Raw genomic sequence first — 21795 nt, 5'->3', positions numbered from 1 at the left:
AATGCAATTACCAAAATTTGTTTTAGCAGATAATACAGATCACTTAGATGATATCTTTATTATACACTTAGAGTTTCCTCGTTTCATCATCAACTTAAATACGGATGAAATTGAGTTTTTAGAAAGCATTGAAGAGTCCGAAGAATCTGAAGTAGAAGGAGAAATGGAAACTTTGGTTGTACAAGCTGGGGAGTTCTACGAAAGAGAAATGGCTCGCTATGTGGAGTCGGAAGAATTAGAAGACTAATTGATTTCGATCATAGTAAAGGACAGCTGTAAAAGAGAAGGAATCTTCTTTTTTGCAGCTGTTTTTTTATTTGAAGTTGTCATATGTCAAGCCGAATAGCACAGTTTTGCTTTGAATTCTAGAAGAAGTCCTTTTGTTTTTTGGTGCAATTGATGCATTTACGGAAGTATTTTTGTGTATTATTTTAGATTTTAAAATGTTTGTCAATAAAATACGGCGCTTTTAGTAGTAATGATACTGGGGGCACGTAAAAAGCGTTAGCAGGATGAAAATTCGCTACCTTTGTGTACTTGAAAATGGTGGATATGAACAAAATTTTAAGTATTCAACACAAAGTGTTGGAAAAGGTGAATAAACAAACCTTATCACAGCAGACAGTTTATCCTATCTTGTTAGCGATTAGTTTTGGACACCTATGTAACGATTTACTACAAGCGGTTGTACCTGCAACCTATCCCTTACTAAAAGAGAATTATCAGTTGAGTTTTGCACAGATTGGCTTGATTACATTCTTTTATCAAATGTCGTCGTCTTTACTTCAGCCTTTAGTAGGAAATTATACCGATAAAAAACCACAACCATATTCTCAGATTTACGGGATGTTGTGTACCACCTTAGGTGTTGTTTTATTGGCATTTGCCCCGAGTTATCTATGGGTATTAGTGGCTGTAACCTGTATTGGAATAGGGTCGTCTATTTTCCACCCAGAATCTTCTCGTGTGTCTTATGTAGCCTCAGGAGGAAAGCGAAGTTTGGCGCAATCCATCTTCCAAATTGGTGGAAATACAGGAACTGCATTAGCTCCACTTTTAGTCGCTTGGCTTGTTTTACCTCAAGGACAACAACACTTGTTGTGGTTTGTGGTTGTGGCAATTATAGCGCAGTTTGTTTATTACTTTATTGGTACGTGGTACAAAGGCATTTTAAGACAAGCCGCAACGGCCAAAGAGAAAAAGAAAATACGCATTCCGATGCTATCAACCTTTAGAGTCAATAGTGCCATTGTGGTATTGCTATTGCTCATTTTTTCCAAGTATTTTTACGTAGCGAGTATTTCGAGCTACTTCCAGTTCTATACCATGGATAAATTTGGGATTACAGAAGTACAAGCACAAGTGTATTTGTTTTACTTCTTGATTTCCGTAGCTTTAGGTACTTTAATCGGAGGATTTTTGGGAGATAAAGTCGGACGAAAATACATTATTTGGTTTTCGGTACTAGGAGCGGCTCCTTTTACGTTGTTATTGCCTCATGTTGGTTTGGCCTGGACGGGTATTCTCATTGTGATTATTGGGTTTATTATATCCTCTGCTTTTCCTTCTATTTTGGTATATGCACAGGAATTACTTCCCAAGAAAATCGGAATGGTATCGGGCTTATTCTATGGGTTTGCTTTTGGTATGGGCGGATTGGGGTCTGCGATTTTAGGTTGGTGGGCCGATCATACCTCAATTGAGTATATTTATAGCGTATGCGCGTATTTACCGTTACTAGGTATTATTGCTTGCTTCTTACCGAATATGAAAAAAGTTTCTTTTAGTGAAGAATAATTTTGTAACTTCCCTAAAAATAGAAACAAATGAAATATACTATTCTTTTTTATCCTGGTATATTGGTAGTCGTTATGGCTTTAGTATCGTGTGGTAGTACACAAACAGCATTGGTCTATGCCGATGAATATCAAACAAGCATAGCCTTTTATCAAGACACGGTGAATCCACAGCTATACTACAACATCGATAAAAATATACACCTAATCGATGAAGGCAGCCAATTGCCAACGAGTAAAGGAGCTAACTAAGTTTCTCTTTGTAGAGAAAAGATAGATATGAATTAAAAGATAAAGAATCCAAAAGGGAATATGCTTTTGGTAGTTCATATAAAAAATCCGATAGCAAACCTATCGGATTTTTTTATAGTATTTTTAGTTGATTTACAATAGTTTTCCTGTAAGGAACATCGCTGCGATAGAAAAGTAGATAATCAAACCTGAAACGTCTACTAAGGTTGCTACAAAGGGAGCAGAGGCTGTGGCGGGGTCCATGCCGAACTTTTTCAAGGCAAATGGGATAATAGAACCCGATAAGGTTCCCCATAAGACAATGAACAGCAAAGAAATGGAAACACTTAAACCAACGTACAACCAAAACTCACCATAGTCGTAAATTCCTGCTTCTTGCCAGATGAAAATACGCACAAATCCGATGATTCCCAAAATACCACCTAGCATAAGACCAGAGGCAATTTCTTTACGCATCACATACCACCAATCGCTTAGTTTAAGCTCACCAATGGCCATAGCACGAATAATTAAGGATGCTGCTTGGGATCCAGAGTTTCCTCCACTGGAAATAATAAGTGGTACAAATAGTGCCAATACCACCGCTTTTTCAATCTCTTGATCATAGTAAGCCATGGCTGATGCCGTTAGCATTTCTCCCAAGAATAAGACAATCAACCATCCAGCGCGTTTTTTTACTAATTCTATAAGGGGCGTATGGGTATAGGATAAATCCAACTCTTCCATCCCCCCGAATTTCTGAATGTCTTCGGTATCACGTTCTTTAATCTTATCTAAGATGTCGTCAAAGGTAACAATCCCTACCAAGACTCCTTTTTCGGTGATGATAGGTAAAGCCGAGCGATCGTATTTCTCAAAATCATCGAAGGCTTCTTCCATTGGGGTTGTTGTTACCAAGGAAACAAAGGTGTGGTCAATTAAATCAGCAATGAGTGTATCCTCATCCGCCAACAACAATTGCCCCACTTGCAAGTCATCAATCAAAACATTGTGGTCGTCTACAACATATATATAGTTGAGCGTTTCGGCCTTTTTACCATATTTTTTGATGTGTTGAAACACCTGTTTTACTGTTTTATTCGCTTTGGTCTGAATATATAAAGGCGTCATTAAACGCGCAATACTATCTTCTTTGTAACCTATTAAATTTAATGCAATTTGCTTTTCTGTATCATTTAATAAGTTGATTGAATACTTAATTAATTCATCTGGGAAGTTCTCCAAGAGTTCCGTTCTATCATCCGGTTCTAGGTTATTAAGTACCTCAGCGTAATCCTCACGCGTCATGCTACGCACAATTTCTTCCTGAATATTAATATCTAGAAATGAAAACACTTCGACCTTCAGCTCAGGAGAAAGCTTTAGAAAATGAAGATTTCGTTCTCTTCTTCTCATTTCTGAAATAGCTTCAGCTATGTCGGCTGGGTGCATATCTTTAAAAAACATAGGTAAGATTTTATAAAGTGTTTAACAATCATTTCTTCAATTCGAGTGCAAAAGTAACGCTAAGTTATAGAAAATTAAAATTTCTAATTGTATTCTAATAATAAAAGTAAGGAAAAAAAGGAGATAGTTTACGGTTTAAAAACAACAAACAAAAGCTATTCCTCTAACAAAGTAGGATCAATTGTTTTTTTCGTTTTTGCGCCCATATCTTTTAATTTTTGCACGGAGGTTAATAAGTTGCCTTTGCCGAGACTTAATTTGTTGAAGGCGCTGTCGTATTCATTTCGCGTTTCTTCTAGTTTTCTGCCGATCTTCGTTAAATCATTGATTAACCCAACGAATTTATCGTGTAGAAGTCCAGCTTGACGGGCAATTTCATACGCATTTTCTTGTTGTTTTTGCTGTCTCCAAATCGTTTCTACTGTGCGTAACGTAGCGAGTAGAGTGGAAGGAGTTACAATGACGATATTCTTTTCAAAGGCTTTGGTATAAAGTGCGTTATCTGCATTTACAGCTACAGAAAATGCCGTTTCAATCGGAATAAACAATAAGACAAAATCTGGGCTCGTTCCTTTGTAGAGTTCATAGTAATTCTTGTCTGACAAGTTTTCAATATGTCGTTTAATCGAGAGGATATGCTCTTGCAAATAGCGGTTTTGTTCCTGTTTTTCTGTGGTATTGATATATTGTTCATAGGCGACCAAGGACACTTTGGAATCCACGACCAAATGGCGTTGATCGGGGAGGTAAATCACCACATCGGGTTGTAGACGATTGCCTTGATCACTGGTGTAACTCGGTTGCGTTTTATATTCTCGATCTTTTTCTAAGCCTGATTTTTCTAAGACACTTTCCAAGATCATTTCCCCCCAATTTCCCTGCATCTTATTGTCTCCTTTCAAGGCTTTGGTCAGGTTGAGGGTTTCTTCACTCATCTTGGCGTGTACTTGTTGTAAACCAAAAATTTGTTGACGCAAAGCAGCATGATGATCGATACTTTCTTTGTGCGTTTGCTCAACTTTTTGCTCAAATAGGCCAATTTTTTCCTGTAAAGGCGTTAGTATCGTTTCCATCTGTGCTTTGTTCAGCTGGGTGAATTTATCGCTCTTTTCTTCGAGTATTTTATTAGCTAGGTTTTCAAATTGGGTCGTAAATTGTTCTTGTAACGCTAAGGTTTGTTTTTGTTGTAGATCCAGTTTTTCTTTAAAGTTGGCTAGCTCCGTTTCGCGGATGGAAATACGCGCAATTAACTCTTGGTTGTCTTGACGAAGTAACTCTGTTTGTTCTTCTAGCTTTAGTTTTTCGCGTTGCAATTGTTGATTTTGTTGCGTAATAAACTCTTTTTCAGCCAACATTTGTAGCGTTTCAGCAGTGGTTGAAGAAGATTTAGATCCCTTTTTTCCCAAAAGAAAAACGAGAATTAAAATTAGAAGGACTAAAAAACCGAGAATAATTTCTTGCGACATGGTACAACATTTGATTATGCTTCAAAAATAGAGAATATTGTGCGGTTCAAGGGTATCATTCTTGTTCTTATTTGTAGCAAAATAGCAAGTGAAGGGGGACCTGTAGTTACTATAAAAAAAAAGCCCTTGTTTATCACGAGGGCTTTTCTATTTTTATTTACTTAAGTACATTTTTCTACGAGAATAGATTTCATAGAATTGATCATCTCTTAAGTTGTCGATGAATAAGATACTTTCTCCGGTTGATTTCATCTCTGGGCCTAAAGCTTTATTCACATTTCTAAACTTATTGAAAGAGAATACAGGTGTTTTGATGGCATATCCTTTCAACTGAGGATTAAAGGTAAAGTCAGTTACTTTGTTGTGGCCTAACATTACTTTTGTCGCATAGTTTACATAAGGCTCTCCGTACGCTTTTGCAATAAATGGCACCGTTCTAGACGCTCTTGGATTCGCTTCGATAATGTAAACGATATCGTCTTTAATGGCAAACTGAATGTTGATTAAACCTACGGTTTGTAACGCTACTGCGATTTTTCTTGTGTGATCTTTGATTTGATTTAATACAAACTCTCCCAAGTTAAATGGCGGTAACATCGCGTGGCTATCTCCGGAGTGTACCCCGCATGGTTCAATGTGCTCCATGATTCCGATGATATACACATTTTCACCGTCACAAATTGCATCTGCTTCTGCTTCGATAGCTCCATCTAAGTAGTGGTCTAATAATAGAGAGTTACCTGGAATTTGGTTTAATAAATCAATGACATGCTCCTCTAATTCTTTTTTATTGATGACAATCTTCATTCCTTGTCCTCCTAATACGTACGATGGACGAACTAATAATGGGAAGTCTAATTGATCTGCTAATTGCAACGCTTGATCCGCTGTTTTAGCTACACCAAATTGTGGGAATGGGATGTTTAACTCCTCTAACAAGGTAGAGAAACGTCCGCGATCTTCTGCTAAGTCTAAAGCGTCAAAGCTTGTTCCGAAAATTTTGATTCCGTGACGGTGTAATTTTTCTGCTAATTTTAAAGCCGTTTGACCTCCTAATTGAACGATTACGCCTTCTGGTTTCTCATGACGGATGATATCGTAGATATGCTCCCAGAATACAGGTTCGAAATACAATTTGTTTGCTGTATCAAAATCGGTAGAAACTGTTTCTGGATTACAGTTGATCATAATGGTTTCATATCCTGCTTCTTCTGCCGCTAGCACTCCGTGTACACAAGAGTAGTCAAATTCAATTCCTTGACCGATACGGTTCGGTCCTGAACCCAGTACCACTACTTTTTTCTTGTCTGTTACAACACTCTCATTCGATACGTAGCGTGTTCCATCTGCTTTTTGGATATCTGCTTCGAAGGTAGAGTAGTAGTATGGTGTTTTAGCAGGGAATTCAGCTGCACACGTATCTACTAATTTGAATACGCGTTGAATGTCCATTTTATCACGTAAATCGTGAACCTTACTCTCTAATGTTTTTAACATATGAGCAATTTGTCTATCCGCAAACCCTTTTTGTTTGGCTTCTAACAACAAATCTTTAGGTAAAGTTTCGATGGTGTAATTTGAAATTTCTTTTTCTAATAGATAGAGCTCCTCGTATTGTTTCAAGAACCACATATCGATTTTGGTAATCTCGTGAATACGGCTCAATGGAATTCCGTGTTGAATGGCATCATAGATCACAAATACACGATCCCAGCTCGCATGTGTTAATTTATCGATGATTTGATCGTAGTTGGTATATCCTTTACCATCTGCTCCTAAACCATTGCGTTTAATTTCTAAGGATTGAGTAGCCTTGTGTAAAGCTTCTTGGAACGAACGTCCAATACCCATTACTTCACCTACGGATTTCATTTGCAATCCTAAGGTTCTATCTGCTCCTTCAAATTTGTCAAAGTTCCAACGTGGGATTTTCACAATTACATAGTCTAACGTCGGCTCAAATAAAGCAGAAGTTGATTTTGTAATCTGGTTTTGCAATTCATCTAAGGTATACCCTAAGGCTAATTTCGTAGCGATTTTTGCAATTGGATATCCCGTTGCTTTAGAAGCAAGAGCTGATGAACGAGAAACACGTGGGTTGATTTCGATGGCCACGATATCTTCTTTTTCATCTGGAGACACCGCAAACTGTACGTTACAACCACCAGCGAAGTTTCCGATGCTACGCATCATCTTGATAGATAAGTCGCGCATTCTTTGGAACGTACGATCGGATAACGTCATAGCAGGTGCTACGGTGATACTATCTCCCGTATGGATTCCCATAGGGTCCATATTTTCAATCGTACAGATGATTACGACGTTGTCATTTTTATCACGTAATAATTCTAATTCGTATTCTTTCCATCCCAATAGCGCTTTATCAATTAAAACTTCGTGGATGGGAGAAGCTTCTAATCCTCTCGTTAATAAATCGTCGAAATCTTCTGCATGGTGTACAAAAGCAGCACCAGTACCTCCTAAGGTAAAGGATGGACGAATAACTAAAGGAAAACCAAACTCTTGTGCGATTTCTTTTCCTTGAAGGTAAGACGTAGCTGTGCGTGCAGGTGCAACAGGTACATCAATACGCTCTAATAATTGTTTGAATTGTTCGCGGTCTTCTGTGATATTAATCGCGTTAATATCTACACCAATTAAACGAACACCAAAGTCTGCCCAAATTCCCTTTTCATCACACTCCAGACATAAGTTTAACGCTGTTTGTCCTCCCATAGTTGGCAATACAGCATCAATCTCTGGATGAGCAACTAGAATTTCAATGATTGAACGTGCAGTTAATGGCTTTAGATAAATATGATCCGCCATCGATGGGTCGGTCATAATTGTTGCGGGATTTGAGTTAACTAAGATAACTTTAATTCCCTCTTCTCTTAATGATCTTGCTGACTGTGAACCTGAATAATCAAATTCGCAAGCTTGTCCGATGATGATTGGTCCTGAACCAATGATTAAAACGGTCTTGATAGAAGTGTCTTTAGGCATTTTCTTGTGTTGTTTAGTATATTGTACTCCTGGTCTAAAAAGTACGTATCGTGTGTGTGATTGTATGCGGATGCTTTCGACAAAGTATAAAAAAAGGCGTTACCATCAAATGAGTAACACCTTTATTTATATTTTGATCAAAACATTAATGCTTATGTTTTGTTTCACAAGAAACAGTTAATTTATGTCTTCCTTTAGCTCTTCTAGCAGCTAATACTTTTCTACCATTAGGAGTAGACATTCTTTCCATGAAACCATGTTTGTTTCTTCTTTTTCTATTTGAAGGTTGAAACGTTCTCTTGCTCATTGCGTTTATCTTTAAATCTTAGTATTTTACTTCTCAAAAAATTCAGCTTTGATATACTTGCGCCAAAACCGAGTGCAAATATATAAAGTCATTTGATTCTTACAAAGTCTTTTTGTAAAATATTTTTACAAACTTGCGATTCAGGCTTTGTTTTTCCCTATTTTAAAGGAAAAAGAATCCCGTGAAACTACCAAAGATAAGAAAAATATTTTCTTAAAGACAGAAAAGCGTTGTTTTGTAGCGCATAAAACGGCTTTTTTTGTTAAGAAAATTAAAAATCTTTTATTCTGTCAAAAAATAATCAACAGTGTTTTTTGGGATTAGGCCTTTTTAATCAAACCATATTCAATAGCCAAGGTGATAACGGTACTTAGGTTGGTGGTTTGAAATTTTTCAATTAAATTCTTGCGGTGACTATCTACCGTATGGGTACTGATAAAGAGACGATCGGCAATTTGCTGGGTCGTCAACCCTTGAGCGGCTTCGAGTAATACTTCTTTTTCACGTCGGGTGAGTTTGGGAATGGTATTTAGGCCTGTTTTGTTTTTTTTCTCTAGTACTACTTGAGTTTGGGAACACAGAAAGGATTGCTGGTTGTATACCGCGTAAATTCCCTGTACAATCTCGTCTACAGACGCATTCTTTTGTATGTATCCTGAAGCTCCTTCTTGTAGGGAACTGTTGATGACTGCATACTCATTGTGTACACTTAACATGATGATTTGCATGTCGGGGTATTTTTTCTTTAGCGGTTTAATCCAATCCAAACTGTTGATATCTTCTAAATTAATGTCGAGTAATAAGATGTGGATGGGATTCTTCTTTAGTCCTTTTTGCAAAGCTTCTAACGAAGGATAACAACCCGTCACTTGAATGTTTTCTTGCTTGTTTAGAATGTTTTTTAACCCCTCTAGTAATAAAGGATGGTCGTCTGTCAGCGCTACTTTTATCATGTTTTATTGTTTTGGGAATTGAAAATCAATACTTGTGCCTAGGTTTAATTCGGAATGAAGGTGTAATTCTCCCTTGAGGAACTGAACACGGGATTGGATATTGTGTAAACCTGCGGACTTAGTTTGTTGTACTTGAGTAAGGTCAAAACCACAACCGTCATCTTCAATGGTAACCATATAGGAGGTCTCATTTTCTACGAATTGAATAATAATTTGTTGGGGATGTGCGTGTTTTAAGGCATTATTTACTAATTCTTGAATAATGCGATAGACCAATAATTGTTTATCTTGAGCCAACGTATGAGTGTAACCCAAAAATTGGACATCAATATCCAATTGATCGGTCGACATGCGATTGGCATATTCTTTTAGAGCCTCTTCTAAACCATATTTCAATAAGAGATCGGGCATTAGATTGTGAGCCACACGTCGGAGTTCATCCACGGCATTATCTAAGTGCTCCATGGATTTAGCCATCTCTAGTTTATTGCCTTCTGCAATTTTATGGTAGAGGGTACTCAACTGAATTTTCGTCCCAGAAAGTAATCCTCCTAAACCATCATGTAAATCCCGAGCTAAGCGAGAACGCTCCTGTTCTTGTCCATCTAACAATGCAGTTAGTGTTGCAATTTTTGCATGTTGTTTCTCTTTTTCTAAGGCTAAATTATACAGCGCTCTTTGTTGCTTCATGCTCTTGGTGCGTTGCTTGTACACATAAAGAAGGACAAAGAGAAGGATAGCAAATACAGCAGCTAGTGCTAAAAAATAAGTATTGACCTTCTCTTGGTAGGACAAGGTTTTCTTAAAATGTTGAATATCTAAAAGTTTATTGTCATTCTCTAGTTGAGATAATTTAAGCGCCTGTGCATGGGTTTCGGTTTCTAGTTGGCTAATTTCTAGTCTTTTTCGTTGATTTTCTTCGGATAGTTTTAAATTCTCTAACTCCTGTTGCTGTTGTAAACCGAGTGTTCGCATCAATTGAATTTGCTGCTCTTTCTTCTCCGAGGCTAATTGCAAGGTCAACAACTGTTGTTTTTGTTGCTCCTTCTCGTATTGCGCTTCTAAACGTCGGCTAATTTCGAGCTTATCTTGATTGTAAATGGATTGATAGGTTTGCAGGTACAGCTTTTGAAAATGAAGAGCACCGAGGTAATTCTCTTCTCTTTCATTGAGCTGGGTTAAACTCTCATAAATGGAAAGCAAGGTGTTTTTATCGGGTAAATGTGTGCTGTTAATCGCCGTTAAAGCAGAGAGCAGATGGGAGGTTGCTTTTTGGGTATCTCCTTCTTGTAGTGCAATTTCAGCTAAAACACCAAAAGAAGAGGCTTGAAAGTTGATTTGATGGGTTTCTTTGGCTTGCGCTAAAGCTAAATTAGCATAGAACATCGCTTGCTCGTTGTAGGGCTTAGGAAAAGCACGCAGATATAGACTAGCTAAATTATTGGCTACAAAAGCTAAATCTGAACGAAAGGGAATGACCTCTTGATTTTTTTCATAGGTCTTAATGGCTTTTTTATAGTAGTTTTCCGCTAAGTCACGGGCATAAATATTGTGGGTATTTTGAGCAAATTCGCTTTCATACAAATACCCCATCATCATATAAGCATCAAAAAGAGCATTGGGATTATTTTGTTTAATGGCAATATCCAAGGTTAATTTGCTGTACTTTTCCTGTAGTTCATAGTCGTCCCAGCTGGCGTATATACTGGTTAACTCTTTATAAGTGGCAGATAATCGACCTAATTTTGTCGGTGATTGCGGTGCTTTTTCATAAAGTGAAACGGCTGTTAAGAGCGACTGTACCGCTTTGGCTTCCTGATTGTCGCGAACGTACAGCCAGCCTTGACAGTAGTTAACATAGGCTTTGATTTCATCTGCATCAATAGATTGGCTATATTCCAACGCCTTTTTGATGGTCCGATGGGCTTCAGTTGTATTCTCATTCAGTTGAGCATTCATCGCCAAAATAGCATAGAGATAGGCCGCATGGGTTTTATTTTCTTGCTTTTCGGCGATGCGTATGTTCTCCTTTATTAATTGAGTGGCTTCTTGTTCTCTTTCTTGAAAGAAGAGCGCTTGGGCGTATTTACCTACGACATCAAATCGCGCTGCACTTCCAGCTGCAGTCTTGTCGTATTGCTCTTTATAGGTTGCTATTATATCTTGTCCATAGGCTGGAGATCCTGCACAACACAAGAGGATTGCCCAAAACAAAAAACAGTAGAATAGCACATTTTTACAAGTATACGACATGAATAAATACTTAGAGCCGAACGAAGTTCGTTATTTTTTAAATTGAATTCGAATTAAATGATGCTCATCAGCATCAATTCGATTGTTTAAATTGCGATCAACTACAAAATAAAGGTATAATTCGCCAATGCGGTAGTTTTTCCAAGCGATTTCGTCCCCGTCAATGGTTACGCCGTCCAGACTCCACTGGTAGATATCCCATTCTTTTTGTTGACCTATTCTGTTGATTCGCTTATCGCTGTCTGAGGCATAATATAAATATTGATGTCCATCTTCACTTAAATAAGGAAAGCTGTGTTGCTGATTAAAAGTTGCCGCAAAGCCAGTACCTGGACTAAAAAACGCAATATCATCAAAGGATTGAGATTCATATATATTTTCTACGCTACTGTTATCCGTTACCAATACTTTGGCTGCATAAAAAAGTTCTTTTCGGTCTTGGTAGGGTTTATTTAAAAACTCCAAGCTAAAACGCTCGGGTTTCAACGTGATGTTTTGTGTTTTCTGATCGATGATCAGCGTTGTATTTCCCTGTTTAACCAAGATATTTTTTGTGGTAAGTTCTTGGGCTTGTACAAAGATGAAGGTACTGAATCCAAGGGCAAGGGTTAGTAGAAATTTGTTCATGTATAAAATAGATTGTTAGTTGCTTACAAAAGTAGGCAATATGCCCTTTTATTGTACTCCCTAAAAATGATGAATTTAAGTTGGGGGGTAAAATTTGCTTTTTAATATAAATTAACGTAAGGTTATTTGTATTACATTTAAGGTTACTAACCTTAAAATTTTAATACGATGATAATTTGGTCAGGACGAGGCATTTTAAGTGTCTTACTTATATTTGCTTTTACAGTTTTATTTGCGCTTATTTCGCCCATGCAATATGAAGTTCATGGCTTAGCGATAGGTTTGGTTATTGGAGGCTGGCTAACTTGGTATTTGGGGACACGATGGAATGCCGAAAAATTATTTTATGTTGAACAAGAAAACCAAATGTATCGTTCAAAGAATACGCATACTTTATTTTGGATTCCCATGCAGTATGTAGGTTTGATATTTATTGCTATTGGGGTAATTGTATCACTGTTAGATCATATTCTCATAGGGATTGCACTTTCAGTCCTTGCTTTTGTATTGGTAGGATATAAGGCATTGCGCGAGCGTATGGCGGGAAATTCAGCTACCCATCAAGTTACAAAAGAGACACAAGCGGAAGAACAGCCGAAGCAAAGTTCTCCTAGTTGGGAACGACGTCCAGAGACCGAGGATCCCAATCGTTTTATGCCAAAATAACCATCAATTCAACATACTGCTTGCGCAGTGTTTTTTTACTCATAACGCAAGGCCTCTACGGGGTCTAGTTTAGACGCTTTAATGGCAGGATATAAACCCGAAATAACCGCTACAACTAGCGTGGTAATAAAGGCTGCCAAAATAGCCGACCAGGGGATTGCAAAGCTAAAGTGCAAGATAGAAGTCATCAAATAGGCTGTACCAACACCTAACAATGTGCCGATTAAACCACCGAGTTGACCGATAATCAATGTTTCCGTAAAAAATTGTTGGGCAATGGTTTTTCGCTTAGCGCCTAAGGATTTTCGAATCCCAATCTCCTTGGTGCGCTCTGTTACCGAAACCAGCATAATATTCATCAGGGCGATGGATGAGCCTAAGATGGTAATCATTCCAATCAACCAAGCGGCAATATTCAACATGTCGATTTGTTTCTCCAAGGATCGCAACATATCATCACTGCGTTCAATACCAAAATTTGATTCCTGTACTACAGCTAAATTTCGACTTACTCGGAAGTCTAAGTTGGCTTGATCAATAGCTTGATTCAATAAGCCCTCTTGGAGTACTCCCACTTTTATCGTGTAATTGATGTTAGCCGTATTGAATATATTTCGGGCAATTTGAATGGGAATAAATACCCGTTGATCCTCATTTTGACCAAAGGTACTCCCTTGTTCTTTAAGCATCCCAGCAATTTTAAATTTATAACCGCGAATGGAAATGATTTGGTCAATAGGGGATTGTCCTTTGAACATATTTTTAGCAAAGTCAGAACCAACAACACAAACAAAATGGTTGTTTTTACAGTCTGTATAGCTTAAACCTCTTCCTTGATCGACTAATAACCCACTGTTAGAAAGGTAGTTTTCATCACACCCCACAATACTAATTTCTGGGTCGGTCTTCATGTAGTCATTTTTAATTTCAATATTGGTGGCTGCTGAAAAAGACAAGGAAACTGCTGCAAAAGGATAGTTGTAACGCTCTTTGAAGTCTTGCGCTTCTGCATAAGTAATCGGTGGGTTTTCGACCTGGGTGGATTGATTTTTGGCTATTCGGCCTGCCGTGTCGTATTGACTAATGGTAAATGTATTGGCTCCCATAGAGGAGAAATCCGCTAGAATGGTATTTTTTAAGGCGCTTACTACGGATAAAATCCCCACCAAAGCCCATATCCCAATAGCAATGATAAATACGGTAATAAAGGTACGAAGCAGTTGACTCTTAATACTCGTCGTCGCGATTTTTATATTTTCAAGCGTTATTTTCCACATGCTCAATAAGTAGCTGAAAAAGGTGAAATGTTACGAGTAAAGATAAATAAAAATTGCGTGATGTGTAATGGGCGATGTGTAATGCGTAACTCACGGAAATTGAAACGCAGTGTAGATTCATTGAACACTAAAACAACTATAAAATCAGTGCCATAGAGGGGAAATTTTTTCAATGTAGCGTGTTGTTACAAAAAAACAAATGCTAAGCCGATCAGAGAACAACCAGTTTAAAAAAGGAACTGCAATAGAAGTGCTTCGAGATTCCTTCGAGATTCCTTGGAGAATGCTTGGAAAACATAGCCTTTTGTCGAAGAACTGTTGGAGGAAGGTCGAAGAACTGTTGGAGGAGGACCGAAGCAAAGTCGAAGTATTTTTAAAAGAAAATGTCCCTTGGTAAAGACAGTTTGATCAAAAAAATAAAAAAGTGAAACAACAAAAATCAAAACAACAAAAGCCCTTGTCCATAACTCCTCATTTCCCTTTTCCCATACCCCATTTCTAATTAAAAAATGTCTATTTTTGTAGGGTTAAATAATTTGAAAATTAATTAAAAATGGCAAAGAAACCAGGTATTCCAAAAGGGACAAGAGATTTTTCTTCGATTGAAGTAGCAAGAAGACAATACATTATGCAAACAATCCGTCATCATTTTGAGCATTTTGGTTTCCATCCTATTGAAACGCCCTCTTTTGAGAACTTGGATACTTTACTAGGGAAATACGGAGAAGAAGGAGATCGATTAATTTTTAAGATATTAAACTCTGGAGATTACTTGAGTAAAGTAGATGAAGGATTATTAGCAGAAAAGAACAGCTTGAAACTGACAAATCAGATTTCTGAAAAGGCGTTGCGCTATGATCTAACGGTTCCTTTTGCGCGTTATGTAGTGATGCACCAAAATGAGTTAGATTTTCCGTTTAAACGCTATCAAATGCAACCCGTTTGGCGTGCGGATCGCCCACAAAAGGGAAGGTTTAGGGAGTTTTATCAATGTGATGCCGATGTGGTTGGGTCAAAATCGCTATGGCAAGAGGTCGAGTTTGTTTTGTTATATGATCGCGTATTTACAGCCTTGGGTATTGAAGGTGTAACCATTAAGCTAAACAACAGAAAAATACTAGCGGGGATTGCAGAGGTAATCGGCGCTAGCGATAAGTTAATCGACTTTACAGTAGCTTTGGATAAATTGGACAAGATTGGAGAAGAAGGGGTGAAAAAGGAGATGATTGAAAAAGGCATTGAAGCAGCGGCAATTGAAAAAGTACAACCATTGTTTGCCTTTACAGGTAGTTTTGAAGATAAGATTACGCAATTAGGGCAACTATTAGCTTCTTCGGAACAAGGAACAAGAGGTGTAGAAGAATTGGCTTTTGTAGGAAAGGAAATTGCGAAAATAGGACTTTCAACGGCTCATTTAAATTTGGATGTTACGTTAGCACGTGGATTAAACTACTATACAGGAGCTATTTTTGAAATTGGCGCTCCAGAAACCGTTCAGATGGGATCTATCGGTGGGGGTGGAAGATACGACGACTTAACGGGAATCTTCGGCTTGAAAGACATGAGTGGTGTAGGAATTTCGTTTGGATTGGATCGTATTTATTTGGTGATGGAAGAGCTGAATCTGTTCCCTGCAACCGTAACAGCTTCTTCTCGTGTGATGTTTTTAAATTTAGGGGAAGAAGAGATGAGCTATGCAATGCAAGCAGCAACTCAATTAAGAGCAGCGGGAATCAAAACCGAAATCTATCCTGATGCAGCTAAGATGGGGAAACAGTTCCAATTTGCCGATAAAAAGGGAATCCCTTTTGCGGTATTAGCGGGTAGTGAAGAAATGAAACAACAGAAGTTTACTTTGAAGAACTTAGCTTCGGGTGAGCAACAGCTAGTTACTATAGAAGAATTAAAAACTAAGGTACAGTAAAAAAAAGCAGATAATTAGATAAAAAAAGCACAATTTTTTGTGCTTTTTTTATTGTTTTTAGCAGACGGATTACTTCTGATTTTCTTAAAAAAAAATTTTCAGACTCAAAACATTACCAAAATATATGTCTTACCTTAGCTTCAGGGAAAAATAATAGTTAAAAAAAGTAGTATGTCGCTAGAATATGTTGGAATCCAGAACTTTATTGAAAATTACAATCCAGCTGATCGCGATTGGTTGGAACTAAAATGGAACGGCAAATTCGGCGCGAAGTTCAAAGATGAAAACTATATCTTTCGGCAGCAAATTGCTCGTATTGTCTGTGATCAGATTCACACTGTAAATCTAGACCTGATTCGCGATTTGTTTATTGAATTGGGCAAAGTCGCTCAAGTGAGTTTTGCTGTGTTTCATAACTACCATATTCTTGCTCAAGAATTGCTAGAAAGAGGAGGGAGTTCCTATCTCTTTGATTACGTTTGTGCAGCTCATATTTCATTTGATACTTTTTTGAGTACGGCGAATATTCAACTTTCCCCAGAACGAACGCAAGAGCTTTTATCTTATTTTGATTTTTTAAAGCAAACCGAATCCGATCCTCAAGTTCAAAAAATGTTGACGGATCATATTCGCAATCGCTTTGTTTCTTTACAGTAATTGGGTGAGAAGGTAAATCAATAATCCAACCAAACCTCCAACTAAAGTTCCGTTAATTCGAATAAATTGCAAGTCTTTCCCCACTTCTAATTCCAGCTTGTCACTTAGTTCACGGCCATCCCATTGATCGACGGTAGTGCGAATTAACGTTCCTACTTCTTGGGTATTGCGCAAGGCTAAACGATATAGCGTCACTTGCGTCCATTGATTCAAACGCTGTTGCAATTCCTGATCGTGTTCGAGACTCTTTGCTACAGATTGAATCGCCTGACGAATATAAGCACGCAAAGGAGAATCTACTGTTTCGAGCTGTTGTAAAATGGCTTGTTTACTGCTCTTCCAAAAATCAGTAAGGTATTGATTTATAATGTCTTCTGTAATAAATTGATGCATCGTTTCACTTATTTTGTTTTTCCAGGTTGGAGAAGAGGCAATATCTTGAGCCAGTTGATGCAATTGCAGGCTAATTTCTTGGCGAACTTTATGTTGTTCATCTTGTTCAATATCTTCTAAAAAGGCTTGTAAACCTTTGATTAGCTGATTGGTTACCGTTTTTCCACCAATCAAGCCCAATAAGGGTTTTTTCGCTATGATTTGCTCGTAAATTTCTGTGCGATGTTCGTCTACATACACTTGAATTTTCGGAAGAACCAAGGTTATCAATCGGTTGTGTTCGTTTTGATCTAAAGCAAATTGTAATCCTTGTGCAAGTAGTCCTTGCCATTGAATTTGATCCATCCCTTGGTGTGCTTTTTGGGTGAGAAAATCAATGATTTTTTTTTCATCTAAATCCGTTAAAATCGTCTGAATTAGAAAACCTACTTCGCGTTCGATGAGGTGTTGGCTTTTGGGTTGTTTTAACCAATTGGAGAGAAAAGTCGCTATTTCTAATTTATTGATATAGGGGCGAATACTCGTAGGAGTAAGGAAATTATCCGTTACAAAATTCCCCAAGTTGTCTCCAATGTCATTTTTCTTGTTTTCAATCAAGTTCGTATGGGGGATTTTTAATCCCAAAGGGTGTCGAAATAAAGCCGTTACCGCAAACCAGTCCGCTAAAGCACCAACCATAGCCGCTTCCGAAAAGGCTTTGACATAGCCCATCCAACTAGCTGGGGCATTTTTGAGCAGATAAACCATACCGAGATAGACAAGCGCCATCGCTAAAAATAAACCTGTTGCAATTCTTTTGTGTAATTGTAGTTGTGCTTTTTTATCCGCCATCCCGTAGTTTTTAGTTAAAGATACGGAATTTTGTTTTTTTTGTTGCTCTTTGTTTTTTTGTTGTTCGTTCTTTGGTTTTTTTGTGCTTTTACTAACCTCACCCAATCCTCACCCAATCCTCACCCAACCCCACCAACTCTCACCAATCCTCACCCAACTCTCACCCAACCTCACCAACCTCACCCAACCTCACCCAATCTCACCCAACCTCACCAAACTCTCACCAAACTCTCACCAACTCTCACCCAATCTCACCAACTCTCACCAACTCTCACCCAATCTCACCAACTCTCACCCAATCTCACCCAACCTCACCAAACTCTCACCAATCCCCACCCATCAAAACTGTTCTTTCACTTGAAAACGTACGGTTTCATAGGTTGTAGGATGTTTAAATTCAATTTGCTCCGCATGTAAATAGAGTCGGTTGCTCTTAGTTCCATACAAATCATCACCCAAAATAGGGGTATTTAATCCTAATGGATGAGAAGCGTGCATGCGCAACTGATGGGTTCTACCCGTAATGGGGTAAAAATATACTTTGGTTTTTCCGTCTTTGCGTTCAATAACTTTCCATTTTGTTTTGGCAGGTTTCCCATATTCAAAGCACACCATTTGACGGGGACGATCTTCTAAATCGACACGTAGTGGTAAATCGATTACACCTTCCTCTCCTTCCACAAGGCCATCGAGTAAAGCAATATAGCGCTTGGTCACCGTTTTTTTGATGAATTGACTTTGAAGAGCTTTGTGAGCCTCTTTGTTTTTAGCAATCACTAAAATGCCTGATGTTGCCATATCCAAGCGATGTACAATGATAGGACCTGTGGCTTTGGGATAGCGGATTTTCATGCGCTCATATACCGAATCTTGAATGTAAATTCCAGGAACGCTTAGAAACTCTTCTGGTTTATTAACTACAGCAAAATCCTCATCTTCATAAATAATTTCAAGAGGACGTTGGAGTTCAGGGTTGAGGAGTAAAGGATTATCATCTATAGTTAATCCCCCAAGCATATGCCCTAAAATAGGTTCACATTTTCCTCTACAAGCCGGGTAGAAGTGCTTGTGTTTTCGAATTTCAGATTTTGGCGATGCTCCCCACCAAAATTCAGCCATGGCTAAGGGTTTATATCCCTTGAGATAGGCATATTGCAATAATTTTGGCGCCGCGCAGTCTCCTGCAGCAGCTGGAGGTTGTTGTAGGGCTGTTGCCTCAAAAATATCTAGTAAATCTTGTTCTTCGCCTTTGTAGTTGAGAAAGCGATAGTGTTGAAAAAGTTGACGTTGCAAGGCATTAGACTTCTGCTTTCGCTCTTCTTTTAACGAGGTAATTGTCTCTTCAAAGTCGCGAATTATCTGCTGAGTAGCTGCAATTTGCTCTTGCCAATAGGCGGTTAAAACGCGTAATTCGTGCTTGTCGCGTAAACTTTGTTTGATTAAATCCTCATTACATGCATCAAATTCAAGTGAAGTAAGTTGTTTTTCTTGCGTTTCTCTCAGTAATTTTCGTTCGTTTTTTAGTTGTTTGAGTGCCTTTTTTTTATCCGTTATCGCTTGATGTTCCCCTGTAAGTTGCTGTTGTAGCCTTTCCTGGGTAGTTTGATAGAGATCGTCTTGTTGTAGCTTTTCAATCTGGGCATTAATGTCATTTAAAACGGCTTCTTCTTTGATGAAAAAACTGTCTTTGTTCCATAAATCAAATACGGGAGGAACAAACCCTTCCAAATGTGTATAAGAGCCTAATTTGCCTGAAAAACCACGTAAATACCCCAATTCACCCATTTGATTCTCCACAATTAATACCCCAAACATTTTACCCACAGGTAATCCCAGCGGATGAGAAGAATCAAAAAGAGGAAGGAATACGTCATTCTTTTCTAACTCGCATTGTAGTTCTCCGCAAGCTATAATACTCAAGGGATGAGGTTCATAGTAGAAGGGAAAAGTAAACTTTTCAGGCGTAGTAATACCTTGGATATCGGCTTGAAAGCGTCTAAAAGCTACATCAGGAATGGACATGGTCTTGGATTTATTTGCTGCAAAATTACATATTACGCCCTGAACAAAAAAGCCTTTTTTGGGTGATTGATTATTGTGAGGGTTTGGTGAGGATTTAATGAAAAACGAGCAAACAACAAAGAACAAAGAACAAACTGCGCAAAGCACAAAAAAACAAGAGGCTATCTTTAGGGACAGCCTCTTGTTGCAAAGAGTATAATTAGAATGTAATTTATCGATTAAAAGCGATAGGCTCCTATGGTTCGACTTTCTGCTCTAGATTGTTCATCTAAATCCGAAGTGAATACTTCGATAGGAGCTGTACTACCTAATCTATTGCGCAATTCCATTAGCTCTTCCACGCTAAATCCTTGGGTAGCAAGCGGACTAGTTGCTGTATTTGGGCGTATTTTTAGAGCCTCTGCGGTGTTTAAATCCTGAGCGGTAAACGTACCTATAACTACATTTTCAGCTCCAAAGATTTGGTTGTGTACTGCTGATTGCGTTGCTGTAGTTGTACCTGCTGGGTTAATTCCATTTGTATTAGCTGCACTTGGGTTATCAAACACAAGACTGTTGTACAAGTAAATGGTATTGTTGACCTGGTTGTTTATCGCTCCGAAATTTTTATTGGATTCATTCTTGTAGAGCGTTGAACTAATCAAATGGAGCATTGCCCCATTGTGGGTGGAAATGGCTCCTCCTTCACCATCTGTAGCCGCATTGTTGTAGAAGTAGGTATTAAGCATTAATGATTTTGAATTGTCGCGATGGTAAATTCCTCCTCCATTGGCTCTGGCTTGATTATTTGTAACGGTCACATTGGTTAGGTTAATTTCTGAATTGTTTAAGGTTTGTATACCTCCAGCAACTCCTCCTGCTTTGTTGAAGGAAATATCAGAAAAACTAATGCTTGCTTTAGAGTTGTTTAAGAATAAACCGCCTCCATTTGAATTGGCATTTAAACCAATATTTTCATTGATAACACTGTGAGAAATCGTCCATTCACTTTGTTTAACTGCGTAAATTCCAGCTGCATGTCGTCCTGAATTATTGCGGATAACCTGGCAGTTTTCAAGTACAACGTTCGACTCAATACTGATGATTCCAGCTCCGTGATCTCGCGGAACATCATACCCTTTTATTTTGAGATTACTCGCTCCAGCATCTGCATTTCCTTCAGTTATCGTTATATTTTTCAGGGTAACGGCTAGGTTTGCAATTTTTTGGGCAAATATCGTAACCACGTGTACACTTTGGTTCTTTCCTGATAAAATGGTCTGACGCGTAGGATCAGCCTTAGCTCCTGTTGTCGCATCTTGGGAGTAGCCACCAAGTAACGTTAGGTTGGTTTGAATAAAGAAGGTCTTGTCTTTGTCCATGGTACTGCTGATGCTTTCCGTGTGTTCGGGTTGATAATTTCCTTCTGCTATATGGATAACATCGTTGTTGTTCAAGGCAAGTTCTAACGCTTTTGTCAGACTTGTGGCTTGCTCCCAACTGCTTCCATCTCCCGTTCCATTTTCTTTGACATAGTAATGGGTAAAGGTATCATCCAGATTAGCTTTGGCCTGTTTAACGGTAATAATTTCTTTACTATCATCGGTGATTTTAATCGTTACAGTTCCCACACGCTCTTCTAGCGCAAGATTTTTGTCATGGGTTAGTTGCAAGGTGTGTTTTCCAGCTTCTCCACGTACTAGGTTAGGTACAAGCCAATTGCTGTTGCTTTCAATGCGCCAAGGTAGGTTTGCTTCAAAAACAACTTCTACCGCTCCTTTGTCTTTCTCTACGGCAAATTCTGTGGAAGAAAGGGATAAATTGGGATTGGTTGGCGTAAAACCGTAGCGATTATCATCCGCACTGCAACTGAAGAATAAAAACAGGCAGGCATAAAGGTAGGCTAGTATAAAAGTAGGTTTTAGTGACTGTGTTTTCAT

17 protein-coding genes are annotated in these 21795 nt (G+C 38.3%); 6 read left to right on the top strand and 11 right to left on the bottom strand.

Annotation, left to right across the window (positions count from 1 at the left end; translation table 11 throughout):
• The first annotated feature begins 1 nt into the window (after position 1).
• The 3 genes from ACLJX0_RS09720 to ACLJX0_RS09710 all read left to right on the top strand — a co-directional run bounded on the left by ACLJX0_RS09720 (position 2) and on the right by ACLJX0_RS09710 (position 2048).
• On the top strand, positions 2–247 hold the full coding sequence (locus ACLJX0_RS09720) for a hypothetical protein (protein ID WP_410880028.1): 246 nt from the start codon (positions 2–4) through the stop codon (positions 245–247).
• Between the two features lie 305 nt (positions 248–552).
• Positions 553–1797, top strand: coding sequence for an MFS transporter (locus ACLJX0_RS09715; protein ID WP_410880027.1), 1245 nt, complete (start codon positions 553–555; stop codon positions 1795–1797).
• Between the two features lie 29 nt (positions 1798–1826).
• On the top strand, positions 1827–2048 hold the full coding sequence (locus ACLJX0_RS09710; protein WP_410880026.1) for a hypothetical protein: 222 nt from the start codon (positions 1827–1829) through the stop codon (positions 2046–2048).
• A 132-nt stretch (positions 2049–2180) separates the two neighbouring features.
• Here the strand turns inward: ACLJX0_RS09710 and mgtE are convergent, their stop codons facing one another.
• From mgtE to ACLJX0_RS09675, 7 genes are all read right to left on the bottom strand, one after another.
• The gene (mgtE, locus tag ACLJX0_RS09705; protein ID WP_410880025.1) at positions 2181–3494 is read right to left on the bottom strand and encodes a magnesium transporter; all 1314 of its coding nucleotides are present in this window, start codon (positions 3492–3494) and stop codon (positions 2181–2183) included.
• A 155-nt stretch (positions 3495–3649) separates the two neighbouring features.
• The gene (locus ACLJX0_RS09700; RefSeq protein WP_410880024.1) at positions 3650–4960 is read right to left on the bottom strand and encodes a DNA recombination protein RmuC; all 1311 of its coding nucleotides are present in this window, start codon (positions 4958–4960) and stop codon (positions 3650–3652) included.
• 153 nt (positions 4961–5113) lie between these two features.
• Complete coding sequence (gene carB, locus ACLJX0_RS09695; RefSeq protein WP_410880023.1) at positions 5114–7966, bottom strand: carbamoyl-phosphate synthase large subunit; 2853 nt, start codon at positions 7964–7966, stop codon at positions 5114–5116.
• 145 nt (positions 7967–8111) lie between these two features.
• Positions 8112–8273, bottom strand: coding sequence for a 50S ribosomal protein L34 (rpmH, locus tag ACLJX0_RS09690; RefSeq protein ID WP_002990519.1), 162 nt, complete (start codon positions 8271–8273; stop codon positions 8112–8114).
• A 320-nt stretch (positions 8274–8593) separates the two neighbouring features.
• Positions 8594–9226, bottom strand: a complete 633-nt coding sequence (locus ACLJX0_RS09685) for a response regulator (RefSeq protein WP_410880022.1) — start codon at positions 9224–9226, stop codon at positions 8594–8596.
• 3 nt (positions 9227–9229) lie between these two features.
• The gene (locus ACLJX0_RS09680) at positions 9230–11479 is read right to left on the bottom strand and encodes a histidine kinase (protein WP_410880021.1); all 2250 of its coding nucleotides are present in this window, start codon (positions 11477–11479) and stop codon (positions 9230–9232) included.
• 30 nt (positions 11480–11509) lie between these two features.
• A complete protein-coding gene (locus ACLJX0_RS09675) occupies positions 11510–12106 on the bottom strand; it encodes a hypothetical protein (RefSeq protein WP_410880020.1) in 597 nt (198 codons plus the stop codon).
• Positions 12107–12274: 168 nt separating this feature from the next.
• Here ACLJX0_RS09675 and ACLJX0_RS09670 point away from each other — a divergent pair, with 168 nt between their 5' ends.
• Positions 12275–12772, top strand: coding sequence for a hypothetical protein (locus ACLJX0_RS09670; protein ID WP_410880019.1), 498 nt, complete (start codon positions 12275–12277; stop codon positions 12770–12772).
• A gap of 35 nt (positions 12773–12807) precedes the next feature.
• Here ACLJX0_RS09670 and ACLJX0_RS09665 read toward each other — a convergent pair whose 3' ends face one another.
• Entirely contained in the window at positions 12808–14049 is a 1242-nt protein-coding gene (locus ACLJX0_RS09665; RefSeq protein WP_410880018.1) for an ABC transporter permease, read from the bottom strand.
• Positions 14050–14602: 553 nt separating this feature from the next.
• Between ACLJX0_RS09665 and hisS the strand changes: the two genes are divergently transcribed.
• Together hisS and ACLJX0_RS09655 are read left to right on the top strand one after the other, a co-directional pair.
• Positions 14603–15973 (top strand): histidine--tRNA ligase, encoded by a 1371-nt coding sequence (gene hisS / locus ACLJX0_RS09660; protein WP_410880017.1) that lies wholly within the window; start codon positions 14603–14605, stop codon positions 15971–15973.
• Between the two features lie 171 nt (positions 15974–16144).
• Positions 16145–16630: a hypothetical protein gene (locus tag ACLJX0_RS09655; RefSeq protein WP_410880016.1), complete on the top strand. Its 486-nt coding sequence runs from the start codon at positions 16145–16147 to the stop codon at positions 16628–16630.
• Here ACLJX0_RS09655 and ACLJX0_RS09650 read toward each other — a convergent pair.
• The 3 genes from ACLJX0_RS09650 to ACLJX0_RS09640 all read right to left on the bottom strand — a co-directional run bounded on the left by ACLJX0_RS09650 (position 16622) and on the right by ACLJX0_RS09640 (position 21795).
• Positions 16622–17854 (bottom strand): DUF445 domain-containing protein, encoded by a 1233-nt coding sequence (locus ACLJX0_RS09650; protein WP_410880015.1) that lies wholly within the window; start codon positions 17852–17854, stop codon positions 16622–16624. The two genes, ACLJX0_RS09655 and ACLJX0_RS09650, sit on opposite strands and share 9 nt — an antisense overlap.
• A gap of 339 nt (positions 17855–18193) precedes the next feature.
• On the bottom strand, positions 18194–19876 hold the full coding sequence (locus tag ACLJX0_RS09645; protein WP_410880014.1) for a pseudouridine synthase: 1683 nt from the start codon (positions 19874–19876) through the stop codon (positions 18194–18196).
• A 218-nt stretch (positions 19877–20094) separates the two neighbouring features.
• Positions 20095–21795 (bottom strand): BACON domain-containing protein, encoded by a 1701-nt coding sequence (locus ACLJX0_RS09640; RefSeq protein WP_410880013.1) that lies wholly within the window; start codon positions 21793–21795, stop codon positions 20095–20097.

Source organism: Myroides sp. DW712 (genome assembly GCF_046557355.1).
In the GTDB taxonomy this organism is placed as follows: Bacteria; Bacteroidota; Bacteroidia; order Flavobacteriales; family Flavobacteriaceae; genus Flavobacterium.
The sequence above is the reverse complement of the archived record's forward strand: the minus strand, read 5'-3'. Positions and strand labels throughout refer to the sequence as shown.

Bases quoted from the DNA above. Each gene is read 5' to 3' on its own strand.
- ACLJX0_RS09685 (WP_410880022.1), bottom strand. From the start codon at position 9,226: ATGATAAAAGTAGCGCTGACAGACGACCATCCTTTATTACTAGAGGGG.
- ACLJX0_RS09655 (WP_410880016.1), top strand. From the start codon at position 16,145: ATGTCGCTAGAATATGTTGGAATCCAGAACTTTATTGAAAATTACAAT.
- hisS (WP_410880017.1), top strand. From the start codon at position 14,603: ATGGCAAAGAAACCAGGTATTCCAAAAGGGACAAGAGATTTTTCTTCG.
- ACLJX0_RS09710 (WP_410880026.1), top strand. From the start codon at position 1,827: ATGAAATATACTATTCTTTTTTATCCTGGTATATTGGTAGTCGTTATG.
- mgtE (WP_410880025.1), bottom strand. From the start codon at position 3,494: ATGTTTTTTAAAGATATGCACCCAGCCGACATAGCTGAAGCTATTTCA.
- ACLJX0_RS09670 (WP_410880019.1), top strand. From the start codon at position 12,275: ATGATAATTTGGTCAGGACGAGGCATTTTAAGTGTCTTACTTATATTT.
- ACLJX0_RS09680 (WP_410880021.1), bottom strand. From the start codon at position 11,479: ATGTCGTATACTTGTAAAAATGTGCTATTCTACTGTTTTTTGTTTTGG.
- ACLJX0_RS09715 (WP_410880027.1), top strand. From the start codon at position 553: ATGAACAAAATTTTAAGTATTCAACACAAAGTGTTGGAAAAGGTGAAT.
- ACLJX0_RS09650 (WP_410880015.1), bottom strand. From the start codon at position 17,854: ATGGCGGATAAAAAAGCACAACTACAATTACACAAAAGAATTGCAACA.
- ACLJX0_RS09675 (WP_410880020.1), bottom strand. From the start codon at position 12,106: ATGAACAAATTTCTACTAACCCTTGCCCTTGGATTCAGTACCTTCATC.
- ACLJX0_RS09645 (WP_410880014.1), bottom strand. From the start codon at position 19,876: ATGTCCATTCCTGATGTAGCTTTTAGACGCTTTCAAGCCGATATCCAA.
- ACLJX0_RS09665 (WP_410880018.1), bottom strand. From the start codon at position 14,049: ATGTGGAAAATAACGCTTGAAAATATAAAAATCGCGACGACGAGTATT.
- ACLJX0_RS09720 (WP_410880028.1), top strand. From the start codon at position 2: ATGCAATTACCAAAATTTGTTTTAGCAGATAATACAGATCACTTAGAT.
- carB (WP_410880023.1), bottom strand. From the start codon at position 7,966: ATGCCTAAAGACACTTCTATCAAGACCGTTTTAATCATTGGTTCAGGA.
- ACLJX0_RS09700 (WP_410880024.1), bottom strand. From the start codon at position 4,960: ATGTCGCAAGAAATTATTCTCGGTTTTTTAGTCCTTCTAATTTTAATT.
- ACLJX0_RS09640 (WP_410880013.1), bottom strand. From the start codon at position 21,795: ATGAAAACACAGTCACTAAAACCTACTTTTATACTAGCCTACCTTTAT.
- rpmH (WP_002990519.1), bottom strand. From the start codon at position 8,273: ATGAGCAAGAGAACGTTTCAACCTTCAAATAGAAAAAGAAGAAACAAA.